General features: G+C 62.3%; 24 protein-coding genes. 16 read left to right on the plus strand and 8 right to left on the minus strand.

Annotation, left to right across the window (positions count from 1 at the left end; translation table 11 throughout):
* Positions 1–164 precede the first annotated feature (164 nt).
* Together galT and QMK32_RS20685 are read left to right on the plus strand one after the other, a co-directional pair.
* Positions 165–1,262 carry a galactose-1-phosphate uridylyltransferase gene (gene galT / locus QMK32_RS20680; RefSeq protein WP_283477156.1) on the plus strand — a complete coding sequence of 366 codons (1,098 nt, stop codon included), beginning with the start codon at positions 165–167 and terminating at the stop codon, positions 1,260–1,262.
* Positions 1,259–2,353, plus strand: coding sequence for a galactokinase (locus QMK32_RS20685; protein ID WP_283477157.1), 1,095 nt, complete (start codon positions 1,259–1,261; stop codon positions 2,351–2,353). The genes galT and QMK32_RS20685 overlap by 4 nt, the downstream gene beginning before the upstream one ends.
* 23 nt (positions 2,354–2,376) lie before the next feature.
* On the opposite strand, the gene QMK32_RS20690 is transcribed toward QMK32_RS20685, so the two are convergent.
* Positions 2,377–3,732: an MmgE/PrpD family protein gene (locus QMK32_RS20690; RefSeq protein ID WP_283477159.1), complete on the minus strand. Its 1,356-nt coding sequence runs from the start codon at positions 3,730–3,732 to the stop codon at positions 2,377–2,379.
* Between the two features lie 164 nt (positions 3,733–3,896).
* On the opposite strand from QMK32_RS20690, the gene QMK32_RS20695 reads away from it, so the two are divergent.
* Both QMK32_RS20695 and QMK32_RS20700 read left to right on the plus strand, forming a co-directional pair.
* A complete protein-coding gene (locus tag QMK32_RS20695) occupies positions 3,897–4,709 on the plus strand; it encodes a cyclase family protein (protein ID WP_269306354.1) in 813 nt (270 codons plus the stop codon).
* Positions 4,706–6,133 carry an MmgE/PrpD family protein gene (locus tag QMK32_RS20700; RefSeq protein ID WP_283477161.1) on the plus strand — a complete coding sequence of 476 codons (1,428 nt, stop codon included), beginning with the start codon at positions 4,706–4,708 and terminating at the stop codon, positions 6,131–6,133. Before QMK32_RS20695 ends, QMK32_RS20700 begins: the two co-directional genes overlap by 4 nt.
* Here the strand turns inward: QMK32_RS20700 and QMK32_RS20705 are convergent, their stop codons facing one another.
* Together QMK32_RS20705 and QMK32_RS20710 are read right to left on the minus strand one after the other, a co-directional pair.
* Positions 6,134–6,973, minus strand: a complete 840-nt coding sequence (locus tag QMK32_RS20705; protein WP_283477162.1) for an HpcH/HpaI aldolase/citrate lyase family protein — start codon at positions 6,971–6,973, stop codon at positions 6,134–6,136.
* Positions 6,970–7,770, minus strand: a complete 801-nt coding sequence (locus QMK32_RS20710; RefSeq protein ID WP_283477163.1) for an IclR family transcriptional regulator — start codon at positions 7,768–7,770, stop codon at positions 6,970–6,972. The genes QMK32_RS20705 and QMK32_RS20710 overlap by 4 nt, the downstream gene beginning before the upstream one ends.
* 241 nt (positions 7,771–8,011) lie before the next feature.
* Between QMK32_RS20710 and QMK32_RS20715 the strand changes: the two genes are divergently transcribed.
* Genes QMK32_RS20715 through QMK32_RS20755 form a run of 9 tightly spaced genes read left to right on the plus strand, consistent with a single transcriptional unit; the run spans position 8,012 to position 17,357 of the window.
* Entirely contained in the window at positions 8,012–9,232 is a 1,221-nt protein-coding gene (locus QMK32_RS20715) for an ABC transporter substrate-binding protein (protein WP_283477164.1), read from the plus strand.
* Positions 9,229–10,218: a branched-chain amino acid ABC transporter permease gene (locus tag QMK32_RS20720; protein WP_283477165.1), complete on the plus strand. Its 990-nt coding sequence runs from the start codon at positions 9,229–9,231 to the stop codon at positions 10,216–10,218. The genes QMK32_RS20715 and QMK32_RS20720 overlap by 4 nt, the downstream gene beginning before the upstream one ends.
* Positions 10,215–11,258: a branched-chain amino acid ABC transporter permease gene (locus QMK32_RS20725; protein ID WP_283477166.1), complete on the plus strand. Its 1,044-nt coding sequence runs from the start codon at positions 10,215–10,217 to the stop codon at positions 11,256–11,258. Before QMK32_RS20720 ends, QMK32_RS20725 begins: the two co-directional genes overlap by 4 nt.
* Entirely contained in the window at positions 11,255–11,977 is a 723-nt protein-coding gene (locus QMK32_RS20730) for an ABC transporter ATP-binding protein (RefSeq protein ID WP_283477167.1), read from the plus strand. The genes QMK32_RS20725 and QMK32_RS20730 overlap by 4 nt, the downstream gene beginning before the upstream one ends.
* A complete protein-coding gene (locus QMK32_RS20735; protein ID WP_283477168.1) occupies positions 11,974–12,678 on the plus strand; it encodes an ABC transporter ATP-binding protein in 705 nt (234 codons plus the stop codon). The genes QMK32_RS20730 and QMK32_RS20735 overlap by 4 nt, the downstream gene beginning before the upstream one ends.
* A gap of 13 nt (positions 12,679–12,691) precedes the next feature.
* Entirely contained in the window at positions 12,692–13,324 is a 633-nt protein-coding gene (locus tag QMK32_RS20740; RefSeq protein ID WP_283477169.1) for a hydantoin racemase, read from the plus strand.
* Complete coding sequence (locus tag QMK32_RS20745) at positions 13,321–14,676, plus strand: FAD-dependent oxidoreductase (protein WP_283477170.1); 1,356 nt, start codon at positions 13,321–13,323, stop codon at positions 14,674–14,676. The genes QMK32_RS20740 and QMK32_RS20745 overlap by 4 nt, the downstream gene beginning before the upstream one ends.
* A 30-nt stretch (positions 14,677–14,706) precedes the next feature.
* Positions 14,707–16,170 (plus strand): dihydroorotase, encoded by a 1,464-nt coding sequence (locus QMK32_RS20750; protein ID WP_283477171.1) that lies wholly within the window; start codon positions 14,707–14,709, stop codon positions 16,168–16,170.
* Positions 16,167–17,357 carry a CaiB/BaiF CoA transferase family protein gene (locus QMK32_RS20755; RefSeq protein WP_283477172.1) on the plus strand — a complete coding sequence of 397 codons (1,191 nt, stop codon included), beginning with the start codon at positions 16,167–16,169 and terminating at the stop codon, positions 17,355–17,357. Before QMK32_RS20750 ends, QMK32_RS20755 begins: the two co-directional genes overlap by 4 nt.
* A 124-nt stretch (positions 17,358–17,481) precedes the next feature.
* Here the strand turns inward: QMK32_RS20755 and QMK32_RS20760 are convergent, their stop codons facing one another.
* A complete protein-coding gene (locus QMK32_RS20760; RefSeq protein WP_283477173.1) occupies positions 17,482–18,213 on the minus strand; it encodes an alpha/beta fold hydrolase in 732 nt (243 codons plus the stop codon).
* A 73-nt stretch (positions 18,214–18,286) separates the two neighbouring features.
* Between QMK32_RS20760 and QMK32_RS20765 the strand changes: the two genes are divergently transcribed.
* Together QMK32_RS20765 and QMK32_RS20770 are read left to right on the plus strand one after the other, a co-directional pair.
* The gene (locus tag QMK32_RS20765) at positions 18,287–18,985 is read left to right on the plus strand and encodes a helix-turn-helix transcriptional regulator (RefSeq protein ID WP_283477174.1); all 699 of its coding nucleotides are present in this window, start codon (positions 18,287–18,289) and stop codon (positions 18,983–18,985) included.
* 158 nt (positions 18,986–19,143) lie between these two features.
* Complete coding sequence (locus tag QMK32_RS20770; RefSeq protein WP_283477175.1) at positions 19,144–20,751, plus strand: MFS transporter; 1,608 nt, start codon at positions 19,144–19,146, stop codon at positions 20,749–20,751.
* A gap of 24 nt (positions 20,752–20,775) precedes the next feature.
* On the opposite strand, the gene QMK32_RS20775 is transcribed toward QMK32_RS20770, so the two are convergent.
* The 3 genes from QMK32_RS20775 to QMK32_RS20785 form a co-directional block, all read right to left on the minus strand.
* Positions 20,776–21,720, minus strand: coding sequence for an ABC transporter substrate-binding protein (locus tag QMK32_RS20775; protein WP_283477275.1), 945 nt, complete (start codon positions 21,718–21,720; stop codon positions 20,776–20,778).
* Between the two features lie 41 nt (positions 21,721–21,761).
* Positions 21,762–24,050 carry an ATP-binding cassette domain-containing protein gene (locus tag QMK32_RS20780; protein ID WP_283477177.1) on the minus strand — a complete coding sequence of 763 codons (2,289 nt, stop codon included), beginning with the start codon at positions 24,048–24,050 and terminating at the stop codon, positions 21,762–21,764.
* A gap of 112 nt (positions 24,051–24,162) precedes the next feature.
* Positions 24,163–24,540 (minus strand): PLDc N-terminal domain-containing protein, encoded by a 378-nt coding sequence (locus tag QMK32_RS20785; RefSeq protein ID WP_283477178.1) that lies wholly within the window; start codon positions 24,538–24,540, stop codon positions 24,163–24,165.
* Positions 24,541–24,792: 252 nt separating this feature from the next.
* Here QMK32_RS20785 and QMK32_RS20790 point away from each other — a divergent pair, with 252 nt between their 5' ends.
* On the plus strand, positions 24,793–26,052 hold the full coding sequence (locus tag QMK32_RS20790; RefSeq protein ID WP_283477179.1) for a glycoside hydrolase family 183 protein: 1,260 nt from the start codon (positions 24,793–24,795) through the stop codon (positions 26,050–26,052).
* Positions 26,053–26,062: 10 nt separating this feature from the next.
* Here the strand turns inward: QMK32_RS20790 and QMK32_RS20795 are convergent, their stop codons facing one another.
* On the minus strand, positions 26,063–26,314 hold the full coding sequence (locus QMK32_RS20795) for a DUF3253 domain-containing protein (protein ID WP_283477276.1): 252 nt from the start codon (positions 26,312–26,314) through the stop codon (positions 26,063–26,065).
* Positions 26,315–26,318: the final 4 nt, after the last annotated feature.

Here is a 26,318-nt window from a genome sequence, read left to right on the forward strand (position 1 = left end):
CGAACCCGCGGGTCGTCAAACGCAAAATCATCAAATGGGCAGCCAAACGCTCCCGGCACCAACACCATCCACAACCCACAATGTCACCCCAATGCACTGTCATTCAGCATTAACTGAACGGTATTGCATCTAGAGACCATCCTCGTGGCCGAGACGGAGAAGTTATGAGCGAGCGCAGGGAGCCCGTCACCAGCGTGCTCGCCGACGGCCGAGAAATTCTGTTCTTCTCGCTGCCCGGTCACACTCCTCACCCGGTACCGGATCTGCGTCCCTTGGCGGCGAGATCCGCGACCACAGCGTCGGAGGTTCGCCTGGACCGACAGACCGGCGACTGGGTTACGGTGGCCGCACTGAGGCAGGATCGGACGTACAAGCCGCCGGCAGATCAGTGCCCGTTGTGCCCATCACCTCGAGGTGATTCGAGTGAGGTGCCTGCGGCGGACTACGACGTCGTAGTGTTCGAGAATCGATTTCCCAGTTTGTCTCATGCCGGGGACGGAGCCGAGGTCCTGCGGCCGGGATCGGTGTCCTCTCCCGGAATCGGCCGATGCGAGGTCATTTGTTTCTCCAGCGATCACACGACGTCGTTCGCCGAGCTGAGTCACCAGCACGCGCGACTGGTGTTCGACGTGTGGCGACAACGTACCGAAACGCTGTTCGACTTGGGCGGCGTCGAACAAGTCTTCTGTTTCGAGAATCGAGGCGAGGAGATCGGCGTGACGCTGTCTCATCCGCACGGGCAAATCTACGGCTACCCGTACCTGACGCCTCGAAGTACGTCGATGTTGCGCCGGGCGGAGCATTTCGCGGAAGCGAACTCGGGCACAAATCTGTTCGCCGACATACTCGCTCGCGAACTCGACGAAGGCACAAGGGTCATCGTCGAAACCGAGCACTTCACGGCGTTCGTTCCATTCGCAGCGCGATGGCCGGTAGAAGTGCACATTTTCCCGAACAGACACGTGCACAACCTGACAGAGTTGTCGAGGGATGAACTGGACGATCTCACTGCCGTTTATCTCGATGTGCTCGGGAGATTCGATCGGATGTATCCGATTCCGTTGCCGTACATCTCGGCGCTGCACCAGTTCCGGCCCGACCGTGGCCAGGAACGCGGATACTTCCATATCGAATTGATGTCGGTGCGAAGGGCAGCGAACAAGCTCAAGTTTCTGGCTGGGTCGGAATCGGCGATGGATGCTTTCATCACAGATATCACTCCGGAACAGATGGCTGATCGATTGAAGGGGTTGGCTTCGTGAATGTAGTGGTGGCGCGGGCGCCGGGGCGGATCAATCTGATCGGTGAGCACACCGACTACAACCAGGGCTTCGCAATGCCGATTGCCCTGGAAGAGCGCACCACGGTCCGATTCGAGCCGGACGGCTCCGATGTCATCACGGTCGGGAGCACTCAGGAGGTCGGCAGGTCCACCTTCGCATTACAAGCGCAGCCAGGCGAGGTCGAAGGCTGGGCTGCCTACCCGGCTGGGGTGGTGTGGGCACTCCAGGCAGCGGGGCACCCGGTGGTCGGCGGCGTTATGTCGGTGACGAGCGACGTGCCGATCGGTGCAGGGTTGTCCTCCTCCGCTGCGCTGGAATGCGCTGTGTTGCTTGCAATCAACGCAGCCACCGGGACGAATCTGGAACTACTCGAAGTGGCCCGTATCGCGCAGCACGGAGAGAACGATTTCGTCGGAGCCCCCACCGGGTCGATGGACCAGCTGGCGTCCCTGCACGGTGAAGTCGATCGAGCACTGCTCATCGACTTCGAGGACTCTTCCGTCACGCCGGTGGTCTTCGATCTCGCTAGCCATGGGCTCACCTTGCTGGTGGTGGACTCCAATGCGGCACACCGTCATTCCACCGGGGAGTACGCATCGCGTCGGGAATCGTGCACACGGGCTGCGACGGCTTTGGGCGTTGATTCGCTGCGACGGGTTCAGGGCAATGACGATGCAGCGTTGCTCGAGCGTATCGATGACGAGGTGGATCGCCGCCGCGTGCGGCACATCCTCAGTGAGAACCAGCGCGTGCTCGATTGCGCGAAGGCACTGCGGGCGAAGGGCTTTCGTAAGGTCGGTGAGCTGATGACGCAATCGCATGCCTCGATGCGTGACGATTTCGAGATCACGACCGCGCATGTCGATCTGATCGCGGATTCCGCCGTACGTCACGGTGCTTTGGGTGCGAGGATGACGGGTGGCGGTTTCGGCGGCTGCGTCATCGCGATAGTTCCCGCCGAGGATGTCGATGCGATTGCCGGCGCCATCGAACACGACATCACCCGCGGCGGCTTCCCGGCCCCGACGGTATTCACGGCCAGAGCGGGAGCGGGCGCGTCATGGTCGTGAGCGGAGGTTGAGCGCTGAACCTGTTAGGGGAGATGCTCGAACAGTCCTGCGACATCGGTGGTGTCGGCGATGCTCGATACGACCGCTGCGAGAGCAGCCGTATCCTCATCTCCGATGAGCTGTGCGATCTTTGCTTCGATTGCGGGGTAGTCCATCGGAAAATGGTCGACGTCGCCGACCGGATTCGGTGTCATCGCGGATATTTCCTCTCCGCTGCGTAGGACGACCGTGACCTCGGCGACTCGACGTCGGGGCAGCAGCTCATCCAATTCTGTTGCTGCGGTTACGTGTACTCGATTACTGAATTGTTCGGCGATAGTGAACAACGGCCCGGCGGGGTCGAGGGCTTCGGTGTCGATTCTGTCGGTGACGAATGCGGCTGCGACCGCGAACGGCAGGGAGAACATCGCACCGAGCCGTGTTGTGGGATGACGTTGAAATAGTGGTGCTGCCAGTGAATGTGTTCGTACCCGAACATGTTCGACGTCTTCGACGTTCCATGGTGTATGGGCCCGGAGACTCTGCACGGTGTCGATGGCGGCATGGGTGTAGGAACAGCTTGCGTGTTGTTTCGCGTAACCCTCCATGGTGAGCCAGCGTGTGCCGAGGTCCTCGGTGAGGCGGGGGTAGTCGAGGGTGCCGACAATGTCGCCGAGAGAATGCACAAGCGCCCCCGAGTTGTCTACCAGCGCAGCCTCGGACAGCCGTGCGGCATCGAGTCCGGCACGAACTGCGCCTGCGATCCAGAGGTTTCGAGCGAAGTTTCCCTCCAACACGACGCCCCAGGGAGATACGTGGATCAACGCCGTCGATGCGTCGATCGCGGCGGCGACTCGGTCGGCGTCGGCGCCCCAGATGGAAGCCGCTGCGGCAGCGGCTCCCGTCGCGCCCCAATGGCCGTGCGTATGCCATCGCGAGTCGCGGGTGAGTGCGTGGCCGAATCTTGTCGCGACCTCGTACCCCGCGACGACCGCCGCGACAAATGTGTGACCGTCGACGGGCGTCGAGGACAGCCGGGTCGCGGCTATGGCGGCGGGAACCACGTGGGCGGCCGGGTGCCCCGCGGCGTACTTGTTGCCCTCGTCGAGTTCGAGGCAGCACGCTGCTATTGCGTCGAGTTCGGCGGCGGCGGAGATCGTAGTTTCGATTCTGCTTCCCAGAGTGCGGGTTCTTCCTTCTTCCAGTCGCCAGGTGGCCGACAATGCTCGCAGCTCGTTCGTGCGCGCGCCGGCAATGGTGACGCCGAGCAGATCGAGCAGGATCGACCGAGCGCGCTCGCTGAGTTCGGGTGGGATATCCCCGTCGCGCAGTTCGCACACGATCCTTGCCAGTGATGCTGTCGAACGTTCCGCTGAAAGGAACGTAGGGTCGGGCGTCATCGGTTAACTGTACGAATTTCGATTCGTGTGGTCAATGAACGGAGATTGAAAGACCAGCGATGCTAGCCTGTGAAGCACGGCAGCCACCCTCGATGCATCGTTTCGTTGAGCGGAACGGCATGACTCATCAAACGTTCATGTTGCGAGCGAAGGAGACAAACGCAATGTCCGATCAACTTCTCCAGGCAGTTCAAGCTGGGGTACAGATCGTCGACCTGGGTCGGCAATTGCGCGTGGGAATGCCGCAATCGCCCAATCACCCACAGTTCTGGCATACGTTGCCTCGCCGTCACGGCGACATGACGCGATCGGACGGCGGTAGCGCTGCCAACGACATGATCACGACCGGGACGCACGTCGGTACCCACATCGACGCGCTGGCGCATGTCTCACACGACGGCAAATTGCACGGTGGCGCCGATGCAGGCCAGTCCTGCATCGGTGGAAAATATGTCGAGCACGGGGTTCATACCATTGCACCGATGGTCAGGCGCGGCGTCCTACTGGACATTCCATCGGTGCTCGGAATCGACCGCTGTGAAGGCGGTTACGAGATCACCGTTGCCGACTTGGAAGCGGCCGCGAGCGCGGAGGGGGTAGCGGTGTCCGAGGGGGACGTCGTACTGATCCGCAGCGGTTGGGGTCAATTGTTCGACGAGGGCCAACCCTACGTTGGGGGTCCTTCGGGAGTTCCCGGCGTCAGCGAAGCAGGCGCGCAGTGGCTCGCATCCAAGAAGGTGCATGCCGCAGGTGCCGACACGATCGCGTTCGAACAGCTCGCGCCAGGTGGTGGGCACGCACTTCTTCCTGCCCACCGAGTTCTTCTCGTAGAGAGCGGGATCTACATCATCGAAGCGCTCGACCTCGAAGAACTGTCCACGAAGAAGCAGTACGAGTTCACTTTCGTGCTGGTCCCGCTCAATATCTTCGGTGCGACAGGCTCCCCGGTTCGACCGTTGGCCGTGACCAACTCATGATCGATACCACTCTTGCCCAGCACCTGGCGCGCTTTGCAGCCGCGACCACGTTCGAGGACCTGCCCGACGCAGTCGCGGACAGCGTCGGAATGCGCGTACTCGACACGTTGGGTATCGCCATTGCGGCAACTGATCTCGATACCAGCCGCGCCGCAATAACCTGGGCAACCGAGCAAGGCGGAGCGGCAAAGGCTTTCGCGGTAGGCGTCGAGGCTGCGCTCCCGGGACCGATGGCTGCATTCGTCAACGGCGTGCTGGCACATTCTCTCGACTTCGACGACACCCACCTGCCCTCGATCCTGCACCCGAGCGCCACCGTCGTACCTGCCGCACTGGCGGCGGCCCAACAACATGGTGCCGACGGTCGAACGCTGGTTCGTGGCATAGCGATCGGCTTGGAAGTCTGTGTCCGGATCGGGATGGCAGGTTTCGACCCCGAGACCCAGAACTCGGTGTTCTTCGAACACGGTCAGCACGCGACGTCGATCTGCGGCGCCATGGGTGGAGCAGTAGCAGCTGCCGTCATCGGTGGTGCATCGGAAGCAAAGATCGTCGACACTCTCGGAATCGCTGCGTCGATGGCGTCGGGAATCATCGAGGCGAACCGCACCGGCGGCACCGTCAAGCGCATGCACTGCGGGTGGGCAGCACATTCTGCATTGGCCGCCGCGGGACTCGCGCGTCACGGTATCACCGGCCCGCCGACCGTGCTCGAAGGCCGATTCGGCTTCTTCGAAGCGTGGCTGCATCAACCGGGCCGGGCGTCGGAGATCGTCGACGGCCTCGGAACGGAATGGGCTGTGCCCAACATCTTCTTCAAGCCTTACCCGGCGAATCACTTCACCCATGCTGCGGTCGACGCGGGTGCTGCGCTCCGCAATCGCGGCATCGCACCGTCCGATGTGGAGAAGTTGGTTCTCGGCGTGCCCGCGGCGAACCTGCGAACCATCGGTGAGCCGATCGAGGTCAAACGCACACCGACGACCGGATACATGGCGCAGTTCAGTGGGCCGTACGCACTTGCAGTGGGCATGTTCGGCGGCGGCGGGCTCGGTGCAGCGTTGGAAGACTATTCGGACGAACTGGCCAATGCCGAGGACCGCCGAGCGTTGATGGCCAAGGTCGATGTGGTTCCGGATGCTCGCTGCGACGCCATCTTCCCGCACCAGTTCCCGGCAGTGCTGACCGCGACGTTGACGGATGGAACCACGGTGGTCGAGGAAGTCCTCACCACCCGAGGTGGCCCCGAGCGACCACTGTCGTTCGAGGAGGTCTCGGCGAAGTTCCGTGCGAACGCCGCACCGTTCATGTCCGAATCGGATGTGGCCCAGCTGGCCGAGCGGTGCCATGGACTGCCCGATCTGACGGACATCGGCACCCTGCTCGCCCCGCTGAGGAGAATCGGTACTGCCACTCGGCAGTGACTACGCCCGAGCCAGGACTTCCCGCGCACCGCGCATCACGGCTTCGTCGACGAAGCGGCCATGGTCGTCCACAGTCGGACCGCCGTCGGACAGTTCGTACAGTTCCACCAATCGGCGGGCCGAGGCGATTGTTTCGTCCGACGGCGTCAAGGCCGCGTTGATGATGGAAACCTGGCTCGGGTGCAGTGCTGTTCGGGCGCGGAAGCCCATGTCCACGAAGTGCTGGGTGGTGGTCACGAAGCCGTCGAGGTTACGGAAGTCCGTCGACGTCGGGGCAACGGGAGCGGCCAGAGATGCTGCAGCACAACCGATGACGACCTGCATGCGGATGGTGTCGATCACGGCTTCGGTATCCGGGGTGCGCGCGATGCGCAGGTCGGCGAGCAGGTCCACCTCGCCGATTCCGAAGGTGCGAACACGCGCGCATTCGGCCATCGCGGCAATGGAGCGTAAGGCGTCGGCGGTTTCTAGTAGCCCGATCACGGCGAGGGTGTCCAGTGTGCGTGTCGACTCGAGTTCGGTGAGGAGCGCGTCCGCGCGGGCCAGCGTGGCGGTCGAGCATTTGGCGATCATGATGCCCGAGACACCGGACTGGGCGGCTGCATCGAGATCCTCCGGCAAAAACTCGGGAGTGACCCGGACCCAGATCTCGGTATCGGTCCACTCCCGCATCTTCAGCCATTCGCTGACGGCTTCTCGTGCAGTTGCCTTCTGGGACAGAGGTACCGCATCTTCGAGGTCGATGATGACAGCGTCTGTGTCACCGCGGACAGCTTTGTCGAAGAGTGCGGGCTTGATTGCAGGGACATAGAGGAACGAGCGAGGATCTGTGCGAGTCATCGAGTAGCACGAGCTTCCAGGATCTGGGTGATCGACCGAGCCGCGGTGACCACCTGGCGGGCGTGGATGGCATGTTTCTCGTCCGCAGTCGAGGCGTAGCGGAAAGCAGGGCCGGAGGAACTGACCGAGCCCAGAACATGATCGGACGCGTCGAAGAACGGTGCAGCGATGGATGCCGCGCCGGTGTTTCGTTCGTTGATCGATGTCGCATATCCGATGTCCCGGATCTCGGCGAGGCGCTCACGAAAGGACACCGCGTCGACGTCCGGGGTGGTTCCCCGAAGTTCCTCGAGTGCTTCGACGGCGAAGTGGTCCGGCAGGAAGGCCAGGATTGCGCGGCTCGATGCCCCCGAGTGCAGCGGGAACTGGGGACCGATCTCGACGACCATCTTCACTTCCTGTGGACTTTCGTACTGATCCAGATAGACGCGCCGGTGGCCGACGAGAACGGACAGTGTCGCCGTCTCACGGGTTTCCGCGCGCAGTGTCCGAAGCACCGGGGCGGCGATCGATCGAACGTCGAGTTGGCTCCATGCTTTCGTGCCGAGGCCTATTGCGGCCGGGCCGAGTGAGTACGTCGATTCGCCCGCCATCGGCTGCACGATCGAACGTGAGGCCAGCGACTGCAGGATCCGATGCACGACTGCTTTGCTCAGGTGCAGGTGTCGGGCGATCTCCGATACACCGAGTGCGCGGTCGGACTGTGCGAATGCGAGGAGCACATCTGCCACCCGATCTGCTGACTCTGTGCCGGTGGATGTTTCGGCCAGTGATGTGGAGCTGGGCGGCGTGACCATTCGGCCATCCTTCCGGATTCAGGGGGAAATTGTGGTTCACCAAGCGAGTCGACTGTAGCGTTCCGCTGAGCGAACCGTACGCGTAACAAGAATTTCATCAAAGATGCTGTTCTATGGGCGTGATGCGTGCCATACTCGGTTTTACGCGAATAGATCACCGATTGCCTGGTGCGCTGAGCGGAACGCTTGACGCAGTGGGAGACGGTTCGACTCGACGCCTCGTGGGCGCGAAAGGCAGACAATGAAGAAGCTTGTAGGCGTGCTGAGCGCCGTCGCGGTAATGAGTGCAGCAGCGTGTGGATCCTCTTCGGGGTCCGACGACTCGGGCTCCATCAAGATCGGCTCCGTTCATCCCACCACTGGTGCCCTCGCGGGGGTCGGTGGATTGATGAACGACGGTGCCGCATTGGCGGTTGCCGACATCAACGCCGCCGGCGGAATCTCCTCGCTCGAAGGCCGGCAGTTGGAGCTCGTCTCCGGTGACAGTCAGGGCAAGGCGGAAGTCGGGCAAAGTGAGGCGCAGCGGTTGATCGACGACGGTGTCGTCGCCCTCGTCGGTACCTATCAGAGTGACGTCACGCAGAATGTCGCCTCGGTCGCCGAACGGTCCCGCGTGCCTCTCGTCATCGATGTGGCTGTGGACGACAAGATTCTCGATCAGGGCTACCAGTACTCGTTCCGTATGCAGCCCAACGCATCCAGCATGGGAACCGACGGCGCCAAGGCATTGGCGGCGATCGAACAGCAGACCGGACAATCGATCGACAAGGTGTCCTACCTCCACATCGAAGGATCGTTCGGAGACAGCGTCTTCAATGCATTCCAAGCGGAAGCCGCCGACCAGGGCATCTCCTCGGTGCAGGAAATCACTTATCCCGCAACGAACTTCTCCGACGCAACCACTCAGGTTCGGGAAGCATCCGTCAGCAACCCCGACGTCATCGTCGCCACCGGTTACTACCCGGACGGTCTCCTCATCGCCAAGGCGGTGCAGCAGCTGAACTTGAAGGTCAAGGGCGTCTACGGAATCGCCAACGGCGCGTTCGACGACAGCTCCTTCCCCGCGGCGGCCGGAGCTGCCGGTGAGGGTGTGCTCAGCGCCAATTACCACTTCGACGCGACGAGCGAGCGCACCAACGAAATTCGAGGCCGCTTCCAGCAGCAGTTCGGCCGCCCGATGGAGACCGCAGCGATGCTGTCCTACCAGGCCGTCGAGGTCATCGCTGCAGGCCTCGAGGATGGCAAGGACTCCGATCCAGAGGCTTTGCGCGACGCCATCTCCGGTGTCTCCATCGAAGATCCACTGCTGGCGTTCGACGGACCCATCGAGTTCGACGAGACCGGTCAGAACAAGAACGCAACGGTCATCGTCATGCAGGTCCGCGATGGTGCAGTGGCGCAGGTCTTCCCCGAGGAATTCGCCACGGACGCAATCGAGTTCCCAGTCGGGGCCGGACAGTGACCGACGCAACAACTGCGACGGCACCGGTCAAGCGGCGCACGCTGTCGGGGATGAACCCCGCAGTGGGCGTGGCGGCCGTCGTCGTGGTGATCATGGCCGTCATTTATCTGGTGGGCGGCAAAGATCAAGGGCTGGTGACCCAGTCGCTGGTGTCAGGACTGCTTCTCGGCGGCGTGTACGCGCTGATCTCTGTCGGTCTGACGCTGATTTTCGGAGTCTTGGGCATCGTGAACTTCGCCCAGGGCGCGATGCTGACGATGGCGATGTACATCGTGTATGCGTTGTCCACAGCCGGGCTGCCGGTGTATCTCGCCACCGTCATCGCGGTGCCGCTGATGTTCGTGTTCGGCATGATCGTTCAGGCAACGCTGCTGACCAAGCTGACGATCAGCGGTAGCCATGACGGCCCACTACTGGTCACGCTCGGTCTGTCCCTGCTCATCATCAACGTCTTGCTGATGATCTTCGGGGGAAGGCCCAAATCGGTTCAAGCCCCGATCGACGGTTCGGTTTCGATTCTCGGAGCCGTGGCGTCGTGGCCGCGGGTTCTGGCCTTCATCGGAGCCGCTCTCGTCGCCGTCGCATTGACTGCCGTGCTCAAGCGCACCCCGCTCGGGCTGTCCATTCGCGCAGTGGCGTCGAACTCCGAGGGAGCCAAACTCGTCGGAGTCGACATCGGCCGCGTCTACGCCCTGACCTTCGGCATCGGTGCGGCATGCGTCGCCGTCGCCGGGGGATTGATGACCCCGTTCACCAGTCTCACCCCGTCGGTGGGAGAGCAGTTCACCATCCTCGCGTTCGTCATCGTCGTGCTCGGCGGTCTCGGAAGCGTCGTCGGTGCCGTGATCGGCGGTTTGGTGATCGGCCTGGTGCAGACGGTCGGAGCTCTCTTCCTTCCCGGTACCGGGTCACTCATCCTGGTGTTCGCGGTGTTCATCCTCGTCCTGTTTCTCAAGCCCGAAGGATTGTACGGAGCCCGCCGATGACCGCCACTGTGACAGCACCGACGTCGGTGCCAGAAGATTCTCGTTTGAAAGACACCTGGCTGAAACGGCAGCTCATCACGCTCGTCATCGGATTCGCGGTCGTAGCGGCGCTGCCACTGATTCTCGGTGAGCAAGCCCAGACCGTTGCAGTTCGGACGCTGATCTTCGCCCTCATGGCAGTGGCGTGGAACATCATGAGCGGCTTCGGCGGGATGTTCAGCTTCGGCCACGCCGCGTTCTTCGGTATCGGTGCGTACACCGGGGCCTACCTGCTGGTGGATCACGGAATTTCGCCCTGGATCTCGATGGCGGTCGCCGGGGTGATCTCGGCCTCGGTCGGAACGCTGCTCGCCTATCTGTGTCTGCGCTATCGGCTCGCCGGTTCGTATTTCGCGTTGGCTACCTTCGCCTTTGCGCAGATGTTCCTGCTGCTGGTGCAGAACCTGGAGGTCTTCCACAAGACCGAAGGATTCAATGTGCCGCTCCTGCCTCGTGATTCGTGGTGGATGCTGCAGTTCGAGAAGGGCAGTCCCAACTACATCTGGATCCCGCTGGTGATTCTCGCGCTTGCCGTGCTCGGCACCATCTTCTACGTGCGTTCCCGAGCGGGCCAGTTCGTGCAAGCGGTGCGCGACGACGAGACCGCAGCCGCGTCGCTGGGCATCGATACGATGAAGTACCGCCTCATCGCGGTCGCAGCCAGCTGTGCACTGATCGCGGTCGCCGGCGTGTACTACACGCAGTACTACTTCTTCGTCGGTCCGGAACAGGCCTTCGGATCCGCGGTATCGGTGGAAGCCATCGTTCCTGCCGTGATCGGTGGGATCGGCACCATCTGGGGCCCGGTCCTCGGCGCCGCAGTAATCGGGCCGCTGTCCGAGATCATCAACGAACTGCTGCGCAACCCACCGGGATTCCTCGGATTCCTCGATGGAGCAATTGGTCTCGACGTAGCGGTCTACTCGGTGATTTTGATCCTGATCGTCATTTTCCTACCCAAGGGAATCTTCGGCACTATCCGTGAGAGGTGGTTTCGATGAGCTTGCTGAGCATCGAAGGTCTGAGTAAATCCTTCTCCGGAATTCATGCCGTGCGAAACGTCACCCTGGACGTTTCCGAGCACGAATTTCTGGGCATCATCGGTCCCAACGGTGCGGGGAAGACCACACTGTTTTCGCTTCTGTCCGGTGAGCAACTACCCACCGAGGGCCGAATCATTTTCGACGGCAAAGACATCACCGGTTGGCCGGCCAACAAGATCGCACGCAGCGGACTCGTGCGAACCTTCCAGCTCATGCGACCGTTCGAATCCATGTCCGTGCTCGAGAACGTCACCGTTGCAGCGCTGAGTAAGCGTCGCTCGCGCAAGGATGCGCGCCGACATGCACTCGAGGTGCTCGATCGAGTGCAGCTCTCGGATCAGGTCGGCGGCAAAGTGTCGACCATGTCCACTGCCGGTCTCAAACGGCTGGAGCTGGCACGTGCCCTGGCCATGGAGCCACGTGTCGTGCTGCTCGACGAGGTACTCGCCGGATTGGTACCAGCCGAGCGCGCACCGATGATCGAGTTGCTGCGCACTCTGCACGACGAGGGCCAGACCGTATTGTTCGTCGAACACATCATGGCGGCCGTCATGGCGCTGTCCGAGCGACTCGTCGTCATGCACGAAGGTGCGGTGTTGACCTCCGGGGATCCACGCACGGTCATCGAGGACAGTCGCGTCGTCGAGGCATATCTCGGTGAGGAGAAGACGGCATGATGCTCGAGATCGACAACTTGCACGCCGGATATCGGCGTCTGGAAATTCTGCATGGACTGGATCTGTCCATCGCCAAGAACGAAATCGTGTCGCTCATCGGCGCGAACGGCGCAGGCAAGACGACGACCTTGCGAGCATTGTCGGGGCTGGTCTCACCGACCGGTGGTCGAATCATGTTGGACGGGGTCCCCATTCACGGGATGCGAGCCGACCGGATCGTCAAGGCGGGCTTGGTCCATGTGGCACAGGACCGTGCGTTGTTCGGTGCCCTGCCGGTCTTCGAGAATCTCGAAATGGGTGCGTACACACAGAAGCGCACTACGGTCAAGGAGTCCCTGGACCAGGTATACGACTTGTTCCCCATCCTCGCCGAGCGTCGTGATCAGCTCGCCGCCACCATGTCCGGCGGACAGCAGCAGATGCTTGCCATCGGTCGTGCGTTGATGGCGAAGCCCCGGCTTCTCACGCTCGACGAACCATCGGTGGGGTTGGCCCCCAAACTGGCCGCTCAGGTCCTGGACGCAATCGTGCGTATCCGCGATACCGGTGTGACAGTGCTCATCGTCGAACAGAACGCTGCTCAAGCGCTCGACATCTCCGATCGCGCCTACGTGATCGAGAGCGGCTCGATCGTGCTCACAGGCACAGGATCCGAGCTTGCTCACGACGATCGCGTCAAGGCCGCCTACCTCGGAATTTAGGAGTTACGCCCACATGCGCCTCTTGGCATTCACCCCCATCGATGTCGACGACACAGAACTGCGTCGTCGACAGGAACGCTACGATCAGCTCGCACCGGAGACAGTGTCCGTCGAACTACGAAACATCGGCGCAGTCGCACCTTCGGCACTCGACACCGAGGAAGAGATCCGAGCATCGGAAAAGGTTCTTACAGAGGCATTTCGGACAGTCGATCCGACCGCATTCGACGGGTTTCTACCAGACTGCGTTCTCGATCCATGTGCGGAAGAAGCAGATTCGTTCGCACGTCCGCTGTACGGATTGTCACGACTGACAGCCTCGTTCTTCCTCTCACAGGGTCTGCACGTCGGCGCACTGGCTCGAAACGAGTCCATCGCAGCAGAATTGGATCGTCGACTGGCGTCCTACGACATCATTGCCGATCCGACGAAAGTCCTCGGCCTCGATGTTGCCGATATCGCCGACTCGCAGGCCTGGGGCCGCGCGGTGACCGAGCGTGCGGCATCGATGACCTGTGATGTCGCCATCAACGCCTGCTCGGCGGTGGAACTGGTTGATCCCCCCGCGCGACCACTGGTCGTCGACCCGACCGCGATTGCGCTCCAACTCTTGGGGCTGCAGTCGAGATGGGTGACGTCGGCATGAGCGAGAACGGACCCGACCTCGTCGTGGCCGGAGCGGGCGGCGGACTCGTCGCGGCGCTTCGGGCCGCCGAGCGGGGTCTCGATGTCTTGGTCGTCGAGGCGAGCGAGCACTTCAAGCGCGGCAACAACACCGCGATGTCGACGGCCATGATTCCCGGGGCCGGATCACGTTGGCAGCGTGAGTCCGGGATCGATGATTCGCCTCGACAGTTCGTCGACGACATCTTGCGTAAGACCAACGGTACGGCCGACGAACGCCTTGCGCACACCCTAGCGAATGTCAGCGCGCCACTGGTGGAATGGTTGGCCGATTACCTGAAGATGCCGCTGGAACTTGTCACCGACTTTTCCTATCCAGGTCACTCGCAATTGCGTTGCCACACAGTCGAGGGCCGCCACGGTACCGCCATCGTCGATCATCTGGTGCGCGCAGTCGCCGAGGAGCCGAAGATCGATCTTTTGGTGCCGGCTCGGCTCACCGACGTCACAGTCGATGTCGATGGCAGAGTCGACGGTGTGGTGATCGCACTGCCCGACGGCAGCACCGAATCGATACCGACGACGTCTGTTCTGTTGGCCACCAACGGTTACGGTGCCGATCCCGATCTCGTCGCAGACTACGTTCCGGAGATTGCTGCGGCCCGGTATCACGGCAGCGAATATTCGGTAGGAGATGCGCTGAGTATCGGAGCGCGCCTTGGTGCCGAGTCGAAGTTCCTCGATTCCTACCAAGGGCATGCGGCGCTGTCGAAGAAGGCCGGAACACTCGTCGGTTGGGCAACGGTGATGCACGGTGGTGTCGTGCTCGATCTGGAAGGACGACGGTTCGGTGACGAGACCACCGGCTACTCCGAGTACGCGGCCGCCCTCGCTGCCCGACCACACTCCGAGGGCTGGATTGTCATCGACCGCTCGATCTACGAAAAGTGCTTGTCCTTCACCGACTTTCGACAGACTGTAGAATCCGGTGCGCTCGTCTGGGCGGACGGTGCCGCGGAGCTTGCCGAGGCGACAGGTCTACCCTCGGACGCAGTCGTGGACGAACTTTCCACTCTCGACAGCTTTGCCCGGGGCATAGTGGCAGATCCATACGGTCGCACCTCGTTCGAGCACAGGCTGGTAGCGCCGTACGCAGCGATCAAGATCGTCCCAGCGTTGTTCCACACCCAAGGTGGACTCGTCGTCGACGAGAACGCTCGGGTGCTGCGGCCGTCGGGCACGGCTATCGACGGGCTGTTCGCGTCGGGCGGTGCGGCGATGGGAATTTCCGGTCACGGTGCCGCCGGTTACCTTGCGGGTAACGGATTGCTACCTGCTCTCGGCCTGGCGTACCTCGCTGCCGGCTACATCTGATTTTCTCCCCATTTCGAAAGGATCCACCAGATGTCTACGTTGATCACCAATGCACGTGTCGTCCGTCCAGGCGCGGATGCCCCCGAAGACGGTGAGCTCCTCGACCTGCTCATCGAAGACGGCAAGTTCATTCGAATCGAGGCCGGGATTTCTGCCGACGCGGCGGACACCGTGATCGATGCTGCAGGCAAGATCGCCTTCCCCGGAGTGGTTGATGCACACCAGCACTGGGGTATCTACAACCCGCTCGGTGAAGATGCCGAAACCGAGTCTCGCGCCTGCGTGCAGGGCGGCGTCACGACGTCGTTGTCCTACATGCGCACCGGGCAGTACTACATGAACACTGGTGGGTCCTATGCGGATGTGTTTCCGAAGGTCCTCGAAGCAACCGAGGGGCGCCCGTACGTCGACTACGCGTACCACCTGGCGCCGATGTCGAAAGAGCACATCGCGGAGATCCCCTCGCTCATCGCCGACCACGGCGTGACGTCGTTCAAAATCTTCATGTTCTACGGCAGCCATGGCTTGCACGGGCGCAGCGTCGATCAGAGCGAGTTCCTGATGACGCCGGAAGGTGAGCGGTACGACCTGGCGCATTTCGAATTCGTCATGCGTGGAATTCAGGCCGCCCGTGAACAGCTGGGCGACAAGGCCGAACACATCTCGCTGTCGCTGCACTGTGAGACCGCCGAGATCATGAGTGCCTACACCAAGATCGTCGAAGAAGAAGGAACCCTGCAGGGCCTCGCCGCCTACAGCGCGTCCCGCCCGCCGCATTCCGAGGGACTTGCGGTCACCATCGCGGCGTTCCTGGCAGACGAGACACAGTTGCCGAACATCAACTTGCTGCACCTGTCCTCGCGTAAGGCAATGACGGCCGCGATGCGGATGGCGAAAGCGTTCCCGCACGTCAACTTCCGTCGTGAGGTCACCATCGGTCACCTACTGGCCGATATCGAGACCGCCTACGGACTCGGCGGTAAGGTCAACCCGCCACTTCGCCCGCGAGACGACGTCGAAGCACTCTGGGAGCACCTGCTCGCCGGTGACATCGACTGGGTCGTCAGCGATCATGCATGCTGCAAGGACGAGAAGAAGTTCGCCGAAGATCGTGGCGACATCTTCGCCGCGAAATCCGGTTTCGGTGGTGCCGAGTACCTGCTACCCGGTTTGGTCTCCGAAGGCCGCAAGCGTGGACTCAGCTGGCGTCGCATCGCCGAGCTCACTTCGCTCAATCCAGCTTCGCGCTATGGACTTCCGGGTAAGGGCGACATCGCTGTCGGCATGGATGCGGACATCGCACTCGTGGACCCTGATCACACGTGGACCGTGCGTCCGGAAGATTCGGAGTCGACTCAGGAGTACACCCCGTTCGAGGGCTTCGAGCTGGGAGCGAAGGTGACGGACACGTTCGTCCGAGGACAGCGTGTGCTGGCCGACGGTTCGGTATCCGGCAGCCCGGCCGGCCGCTACCTGCATCGCCCGTACAAGTGACCGGCCCACTCGAGGGCATCAAGGTCCTCGACATCTCCACGATTCTCGCCGGGCCCTTGGTGGCGCAGATCCTCGGCGACTTCGGTGCCGAGGTCATCAAGATCGAACATCCGACCCGGCCCGACGGTATGCGCGGGCACGGGTTGGACAAGGACGGTCACCCGCTGTGGTGGACGATGGTGAGCCGAAACAAGCGCACCATGACGTTGAACCTGGGTGAGGAGAAAGGCGCAGAGATCTTTCGCCGTCTCGTCGCTGAGGCCGACGTCGTGGTCGAAAACTTCCGGCCTGGCACCTTGGAGCGCTGGGGTCTCGGCTACGACGTGTTGTCGGCAGACAACCCAGGTTTGATCCTGTTGCGTGTGACAGGCTTCGGCCAGACTGGGCCCTACTCGAAGCGGCCTGCGTTCGGAACACTCGTCGAATCGATGAGCGGATTCGCGCACCTGACCGGTCCTGCCGACGGACCGCCGACGTTGCCTGCCTTCGGCCTCGCCGATTCGCTGGCCGGAATCGCAGGCTCTTCGGCAGTCTCCATGGCATTACTGCATCGAACGAACAACGGTGGTAAAGGCCAGGTCATCGACTTGGACCTGCTGAGTCCGATCATGACTGCGGTGGGGCCGGGGATCATCTACGCCGATCAGCTCGGGATCGATCTCGAGCGCTCGGGCAATCGATCGAGCAACAATGCACCGCGAAATCTCTACAAGACCTCCGATGGTTTCTGGCTGGCCATCTCCACGAGCGCGAACTCCATCGCCGAGCGGGTGTTGCGGTTGGTCGGTCACGCGGAGGTCATCGACGAACCGTGGTTCGCGACGGGGCGTGAGCGTGCCGCGCATGCCGATCTACTCGACGGATACGTGGGCGGTTGGATCGCAGATCGAACCCGTGACGAAGTCGTCGCCGAGTTCGAAAAGGCCGGTGCTGCTGTGGCTCCGGTGTACAAACCGAGTGAACTACTCGATGATCCCCAGGTGAACGCGATCGAGATGGTGACCACCGTCGAGGACGAGGATCTGGGTCCTGTCCGCATGCAGAACGTCATGTGGCGCATGGGTGACAGTCCCGGCAGCATCCGGCACACCGGGCGCGCGCACGGAGCCGACACCGACGAAGTCCTCGCGGAGTTGGGTTGCAGTGTGGATTCGATCGAGGAACTGCACAGATCCGGCGTCGTCTAACTGTATTGACCGGACACTCGAGCAATAGCAGCGGGCGCAGGCCCAGCAGTTGGCCCATCGTGCGGCGTACGCACTCGAAGGGGCCAGCCGGATTCGGCTGACCCCTTCAGGTTGTGCGTGCGGTTCAGTTGGTGCGAGAAGCCGCTGAGTGAATGGCCTTGGCGAGTTCGAGGGGACGGCTCCACATAGGCCAATGCCCCGTCGGGAGGTCGATGACGTCGAGAAGTTCGAGGTTCGCGACCTCGGCGAACATGGCATGGCCTGCTCGGGCCAACTCGAGCACCTGCGCGCTCGAGATCGAGCAGCACACCAGGGTGGTCTGGACCTTGCGGCGGGCGTCGTTCGTGAGCTCGACCTTTTGACGAAGTACGGGGCCGGGTTCGGGGACGGCCCGGGCCCGAAAACGCTCGAGGACCTCTGCACTGAGTCCTTCGAGGCTCGCCTGCTGCGCGAGGATGTCGAATGACGGCAGCGGAAGATCCTCCGACTCCTCCGGGAGGTCTGGGGCGTGGACACTTCCCGTTGCTACGGGGCCGGAGTCGACCCACACCACCCGCTGGACAAGCCCAGGGTGTCGGTCGATGACGAGACTGACAGGGGCGTTGGCCCCACTGTGAGCGACGAGAATCGCGGGCTGATTCCCGTGTCGAGCAATGACGTCCAGGATCGCCTCGGCTTGGTCGTCGAGAGTCCTCGCCGCACGCTCCGGATCGTCCCTGTCGAGGCCTGGCAGTGTTATCGCGACTGCATGTGACTGGTCTGTTTTCAGGTGTTCGAGGACTTCGTCCCACGCCCAAGCACCCAGCCAGTGGCCGGCAACAAGGATGATGGTCGGACTGCTGATAGTGGTCGACATGCCACAACTCTCGCAGGCCCGATGGACAGTGGTATGTCACTATTTGTGTCATGAATTGGCCGCGGTCCGATTAGTGAAGCGAGCAGAACGGCTCCATGCTCTGTCAGAGATGTTGCACCGCAGTGGCGCGCGTGGGGTATCCGCCGAACGGTTGGCGAGAGAGTTCGAAGTGTCGGTGCGGACAATCAAGAGAGACCTCGACGCGTTGGAGAACAGCGGCAGACCTCTATGGTCGCGCCCAGGTCCGGGCGGTGGATACGGATTTGCCAAAGGCGCGTTCTTGCCGCCCGTCAGTCTGTCTCCGGCGCAGGCTGTGGCCCTCATGGCGGCCGTGTCCGCCGCGGCCGATGCCCCCTACTCCGATCTGGCAGCAGCCGGCATCCGAAAGGTCATGGACGTTCTCGATCCCATCACGCGTGCAAGGGCCGACAAGTTAGCTCGCCGTGTGTGGGTAGACGCGGGTCCCTCATCGTCACGCTCAACCAAGTCGGCCATGGAAGAGGCGATGGCCGAGCAGCGAGTGCTCCGTATTCGCTACACATCGAGAGACGGCGCCACGACCACCCGCGACGTCGAGCCCGTGCTGTTCGCCTCCACGAACGGCCTGTGGTACTTGATTGGATGGTGCCGCAAGCGCGACGCAATGCGATGGTTTGCTCTCTCGCGCGTCGAGCGGGCCACCGTAACCAAGACGGCCTGCAGCGGCCATACCATCGACGAAGTCGGCGAACCCCCGGCGAACGCCAGACCGGTAACCGGCCGGGGGGAGTGAATCGATCGATCAACCTGTGCGATCGAGACATCTGGACACCTTGCTCGTGATCCCGCCTCGGCGATGGCGGTTGCGGGTGATCGGCCTTGGTCACCTTCAACGGGTGATCTCCGGCGGATCCAGCTGCGCAATACTGAGCCCTTACAACAGGGGTGTCCATGACTGCCACAACGAAGACTGGCTCGGGACTGGTGCTGACGGTGCTCGCATCGAGCCAGTTCTTGATGACTCTGGACAGCTCGGTCATGAACGTGTCGATGGCTACGGTTGCCGAGGATCTCGGCACCACGATCACGGGCATCCAAACCGCGATCACGCTGTACACGCTTGTCATGGCGACGCTGATGATCACCGGCGGAAAGATCGGCACCATTGTGGGAAGGCGAAGAGCTTTCGCACTCGGACTCGTGATCTACGGGGTCGGGACGTTGACCACCGCAGCGGCTCCCAATCTTACGGTGCTGTTGATCGGGTGGGCTTTCCTCGAAGGCGTGGGCGCGGCGCTGATCATGCCGGCGATCGTGGCTTTGGTCGCGGCAAATTTTCCGCCGGAAAAGCGAGCTGCCGCATACGGTTTGGTTGCCGCCGCAGGTGCCATGGCGGTGGCAGCCGGCCCGCTGATCGGTGGTGCGGTCACCACGTTCGCGTCGTGGCGATATGTCTTCGTCGGCGAGGCATTTCTGGTCGTGGCAATCTTGATGGTGTTGCGCCGCATCAATGATGTTCCGCCGGTCCGTGTCCGACTCGATCTCGTCGGCTCCGCATTGTCGGTGGCAAGCTTGGGAATGCTCGTCTTCGGAGTTCTCAGATCGGGGGAGTGGGGGTGGATTCGTCCCACCCCGGGCGGCGCCGAGATAGCAGGACTGTCCCCGGTGATCTGGCTACTGCTGGCAGGCGCGTTGCTCCTGTACGTGTTCATGAGATGGCAGACGCACCTTGCCGAGACCGGACGGGAGCCGCTGATCGATCCCAAGGTGCTTCGCAACCGGCAACTTTCCGGCGGCCTCACGATGTTCTTCGCGCAGTTCACGGTTCAAGCCGGCGTCTTCTTCACACTGCCGTTGTTCCTGTCGGTGGTCCTGGAACTGAGCGCACTGCAGACCGGGCTTCGGATCCTTCCACTCTCGGTCGCACTCCTGCTCGCGGCCGCAGGTATTCCCAAACTCTGGCCCCGCGCCAACCCTCGTCGAGTAGTTCGATTGGGTTGGGGGGCGATGATCGTCGGCATTCTCGTACTGGTCACCGGATTGGATCCCGGAGCCAATGCGAGCATCGTGGCGGTCCCGATGGTCCTGCTGGGGCTGGGACTCGGGGCATTGGCCTCGCAACTTGGCGCCATTACCGTCTCCGCCGTGCCGGATTCGCAGAGCGCGGAAGTCGGCGGGTTACAGAACACCGCAACGAACCTCGGAGCATCACTCGGAACCGCACTGATCGGGTCGGTACTCATCGCCACCCTGAGCGCGGCGATCGTTGCCGGCGTGCAGCTGAACCCCGACGTTCCGGACTCGGTGAAAGCGCAGGCGAGCACCGAACTCGCGAGCGGCGTTCCATTTCTTTCGGACACGCAGCTCGAGGCAGCACTGGCCGGCTCAGCGGTCCCGCAGTCGAGTGCCGCGCAGATCGTCGACGTCAATTCCGATGCTCGCCTCGAGGCCCTGCGTGTGGCCCTTTCCATTGCCGCATTGATCGGCGTATGCGCCCTGTTCTTCACCGGCAGGGTCCCGCGAGAGGCGCCTTCCACTTCGGTGACCGCAGATCCGTGAGCGGACCTGGCAAGAGCGTCGGGGTTATTTGTCGCCGGTGAGCACCGCTGCAATCGCCTCGACCTGATCGGCGATGCGTGGGCCCCATCGGCTCGAGAGGTCCTCGTCCATCGCGTAGATCCGTCCATCCCGCACAGCCTGCATCGAACTCCACCCAGGCCGCGCGGCAACCAATTCTGCGGTGACGCCGCAGCACTGCGAATCCGCCAGAAAGATGATGTCGGGATCGTCCGTCACCACCGACTCGGCGGCGAGTTGCGGGTAGTTGCTTCCCGCGCCGTCGGCGATGCTCGTGAGACCGAACAGTCCGTAAAGTTGGCCGACGAAACTCTGGCTCGTCACGGTGTACAGCTCGGCGTCGAGTTCGTGAAAATAGGTGAGCTCGCCTGCGGGGACACTGGCGACCGCGTCCTCGATGCGGGTCCGAGTCTGCTCGACCACCGAGTCGGCTTCGGCTTCACGACCGGTGGCGTCACCGACTCGCTCGATCTGGGCGTAGGCGTCGTCGATGCTCGTTGCGGCAGGCAGCAGCAGCGTCGGAATCTGTGCCGTTACGAGGCCGGAGACCAACCCGCCGATATCGTCCGAGGCGATGACGAGGTCTGGTTCGTATCCCACGATCGCTTCGAGACTGGGGGTGTAGGCCGACAAGTCGGTCTTCGGCGCATCGGTCGGATAGTCCGACTGGCTGTCGACGGCAACCACCTGATCGCCCGCACCTATGGCGAACAATGTCTCGGTGGCAGTCGGACTGAGAGACACGATCGACTTCGGGCGCGACTCGATGGTGATGTCGACTCCGGAATCGGCGGGACCGGAAACCACAGTCTTGGGAAACGAGCCGTCGGCCGATGACGTCGACGAATCCTGTGCCGATGTGTCCGGCGGGTCGTCAGCTGACCCACTGCATCCGCCCACCACCAGGGCGAGTACTGCCGTGCCGAGTATGGCCTTGAACGATCGCCGCATGTGCACGAAAAATTGACCTCCAGCTCGTCGGACGAAATGAATTAACGCCCGAGACTACGAGCCAAGTATGTCCCGGTGTGCGTCTCGGTCTGCACCAGGTCTGCCACAGTTCCGGTGAAGGTGATCAGCCCACCATTGTGGCCACCATCCGGGCCGAGATCGATGACCCAGTCCGCAGCAGCGACGACGTCGAGGTTGTGTTCGATGACGATGACAGTGCGTCCCTCGTCGACCATGCCGGACAGCAGTTCGATCAGGTTGGCGACATCCGACGGATGCAAGCCCGTCGTCGGTTCGTCCAACACCAGAATCGGTGACGTCCCGACGAGTTCTGCCGCCAGTTTGAGGCGCTGGCGTTCGCCACCGGACAACGACGACAGGTTCTGTCCAAGCGAAAGATAGCCGAGGCCGACGTCCATGCATCGACGAAGAATGTCGCGAATCTTCTTGACGTCGAAGAAGTCCTGAGCGTCCTCGACGGACATCTCGAAGATGTCGGCGATGCTGACGCCGTCGACGCTGTGCCGGATGGCTCCGGGGCGGAAGCGTCTGCCCTGACACGTTTCACACGTGCTCGACACCGGATCGGTGAATCCGAGGTCGGTGAAGATGACGCCGCTTCCTTGACAATCGGAGCACGCGCCATCGGAGTTGGGGGAGAACAACGACGCCGGTTGGCCGGTTTTCTTGGCGAAGTAAGCGCGAATGGGATCGAGCAGGCCGGTGTACGTGGCAGGCGAGGATCTTCTGGACCCGCGAATCGGTGCCTGGTCGATGATGACGGCGTCTGGCGCAACGTCGCGAAGATGCCCGTGAACGAGACTCGACTTGCCGGAGCCGGCGACACCGGTGACGGCAGTCATGACGCCGAGGGGTACCTCGACGCTGACGTTCTGCAGATTGTGGGTGTTCGCGCCACTGATGTGCAGGTACCCGGTCGGGGTCCTGGGTGTGCGAAGCGTGGCATTCGCGCGTCGCAGGGCGGCACCCGTACGTGTATCGGCCTCGGTGAGCTCTTCGTACGTGCCCTCGAACACGACCGTTCCGCCGGCCTTACCTGCACCGGGACCGATTTCGACGATGCGGTCTGCAATCGACATGACCTCGGGATCGTGTTCGACCACCAGGACGGTATTTCCTTTGTCTCGCAACGCAAGCAGCATCTCGTCGAGTCGGTGCACGTCGCGTGGATGCAACCCCGTGGTGGGCTCGTCGAAGACGTAGAGCATGTCGTTGAGCGTGGCGCCGAGGTGCCGGACCATCTTGATGCGCTGCGATTCGCCACCGGAGAGTGACGCCGTGGCGCGATCGAGGCTGAGATAACCGAGACCTAGGTCGACGAGTCTGCGCAGTTGAGTCACGATCTCCATGCGCGGACCGTCGAGATCATTCAGCGTCCACGTGTCGATGCGGTCCGCGAGATCGGAGACCTGCATGGCAAACGCGTCGGGAAGGGAGAGGCCTTCCAATGTCGCGGTGCGGATTGTTTCGTTGTACCGAGTGCCTCCGCACTCCGTGCAGGTACCGCGAGTGACGATGCGATCGTAGGCGAGCTTCGCTTTACCCTTGAGCGCGTCGGCATCCTTGGACAGATAGCTGCGCCGGAACCGAGAGATGATCCCCTCGTAGCTCTTCATCACGGCATCGGGGTTGAGCACGTCGATTTCGCCTGGTTTGGCGTCGAAGAAGATGTGGCGTTCGCGGGCGGAGTATTGCTCCACGGGCACATCGAGATCGAACAATCCAGAATCCGCGAATACTCGGTACGGCCATTTTCCGGGTTCGAAATCCGGATGTTTGAAAGGTCCCTCGCGCAGTGACTTCGACACGTCGACGAGTTCGTCGCGATCGACGACCTTGGCCTCGCCGAGCCCGTCGCATTCCTGGCACATACCCGCAGGGTCGTTGAAGGAGAAGGCGTTGGCGTACCCGATGGACGGCGTGACTCCCCGCGACCACAGCATGCGTAGCCAGTCCCCGATATCGGTGATCGTGCCGACCGTGGACCGGGGCCCACCGAAGAGTCGCTTCTGGTCGACGATGATGACCGCAGAGAGATTGGCGATGAGGTCCGCGTCGGGCCGTCCGTAGGACGGGAGAAATGTTTGAGCGAAAGCCGTGAACGTCGAGTTGATCTGCCGTTGCGCTTCGGCGGCAATGGTGTCGAACACGAGGGAGGACTTGCCCGATCCGGAAACTCCCGCGAATACGACGAGTTTTCGTTTCGGGAGGTCCAGATCGACCTCGCGGAGATTGTTCTCGCGTGCTCCGCGCACAAAGATGGTGGACAGTGGGTCGGCCGAGGTTGTGATGGGAGTGTCACCTTTCACGGAGCCGGATGGTCTCGCACTCGAAGCGTGCAGCTCGCCATCCTACCGTACGCTGTACGGTGACGCTAGTGGTGACGCGTACTTGCCCGCCTGTAGTTCGCCCGCCTGCCGTTCAGTTGCCGGCTTCTCGTTGACGCCGCTCGCGCTCGGTCCTACGTTGGCCCTCGGCTCTCGCCCGGCACTGGCGCAGAAACTCCTCATCTGCCGCCGGGTCTTGCGCAAGATGACGACCCGGGCGGGTTTCGTATTCCGGGAACTCGGACGAGTTCTGCCGCCGCGCGATACTTCCGCCGCCGGCTCCGCCCCAGATGCCGCCACCGATAGGTCGGCCCGCCACCAGCCATACAACCGACCCCGCCAACGGAACGAAGAGTACGAACAGCAACCACACCATCTTCGGCAAGTACCGCACCCCGCCGTCGTCCGCGGTGATCACGTCGATGAGACAGAACACCCACAACAGTGTCACCAATAATCCGAAATAAGGCATCCCGACACCCTTCCACATCCGAGACCACACGGTCTTTTACCGATGGGATCGTAACAATCGCCACGAGTCGGGCATCCTTGCGCTGGGCCCGGACGAATCCCACGTGTGTAACTCTGCCAATTGCGCATTTGTCAAGTATCGACACGTCTCGATTTCTTGCGCGATGAAACGATTTGAGTAACACTCTCCCCAACAGTCGCAGTGGCAACACCAGTAACACCACGAAGTACACACCAACGAGTGGGAGCGTTCATGCGCGCACGTAGTCGGCAGATCGCGGTGGGGGCAGTGATGACCCTGCTGGCCAGTGGGCTCAGCGTTCTCTCCTCACCTATCGCGAGCGCCGAACCGTGTGGTGGCGCGGGCGGTTCAGGATCTTCGCCGCTGTTCGGCTCTTCGGGCAGTTCGCGCGGAGGACCGGGCAAAGCGCCCGCGGGCCCTCAAGGCCCACTGCCTGCAATCTCGGGGAATACCTCCTCCGTAGCGTGGGTGACCGGCCCGGTCAGCCACAACAACACCTACGACCGATTCGGCATCTCGGGGACCGACCTCGGCATCAGCTGGGACAACGGTGCCGGGCAGACGTTGATGGCCTTCGGTGACACGTTCGGCAACTGCTCGCTGCCAGGATCGGAGTGGCGCAGCAACGTATTGATGCGGTCCAACGACACGAATCTGTCCGACGGCATCACCATCACCGACGGCGTACCTCTCGACACGAGCTCCGGTGCCGTCGTCGAACCCGGAGCGCCAAGATTTGCGAGCGAGGTCGTGCCGAGTCTCGGAGTGGCAGGCGTCGAGGACACCGTCATTCCTACTGCGGCCATCTCCATCGAGGGTGTGCAGTACATGAACTACATGTCGGTGCGGGAATGGGGTGCACCGGGACGGTGGGTCACCAACTTCTCGGCGATCGCGACCTCCACCGACAACGGACAGACCTGGACGACGTCACTGCCGACCATTCGAGCCAATGCGGGCGTCACAGTCCCTGGACTTGCGCAGGTCGAGGAGAGTAACGGCAAGTATCAGATGAATGCGTACGCGAAGGGTCAGGACGGGTACATCTACCAATTCGGTACGCCCAACGGACGTTTCGGTGCAGCCTTCGTGGCCCGCGTGAAGCCCGACGAAATTCTGAACCTCGCTGCATACGAATACTCGACACAGGATCCGGCCGATCCGTGGTCGAAGAATGTCGCTGACTCCGTTTCCACCGTCAAGGAGCCGGTCAGCGAGATGTCCGTTGCCTGGAACGATCACCTGCAGCGGTACGTGATGATGTACGGCAACGAAATCGATCGAACTCTGTTGGCGCGCACCGCCGAGAAGCCCGAAGGCCCGTGGAGCGCTCCGACCACGTTGCTGGACTCGCGGCAGACGGCAGGCGGCATCTACGCACCCTTCATCCATCCGGTGACTAGTGGCAACAAGCTCTACTTCACGGCCTCGAGGTGGTCGGACTACAATGTACTGCTACTCGAGACCAACCTCGACGCACTCGCTCGCTGACGGCCGGTAGCTAACGAGCCCAACGGATTCGAATCGGTCCCTTTGCTGTCGACGGGTCCACCACCGAGCCCTTCTGGGTGATCTCCACCTCGCCGGCATCGACCAGTCGTCTGGCGGCCTTTCGCACCGGTTCCATCAGATCCCGCCAGTCGTTGTCGGACATCGCCCGGGCGACGTCGGACGGACAGATCGTCGCATCCCGCGCCCGCGCGTCGAGTAGCTCTCTGATCTTCTGCTCGATCCGGAGGTCGGTGCTGCTCACCTTG

This window comes from Rhodococcus sp. H29-C3 (assembly GCF_030063405.1).
Lineage (GTDB): Bacteria > Actinomycetota > Actinomycetes > Mycobacteriales > Mycobacteriaceae > Rhodococcoides.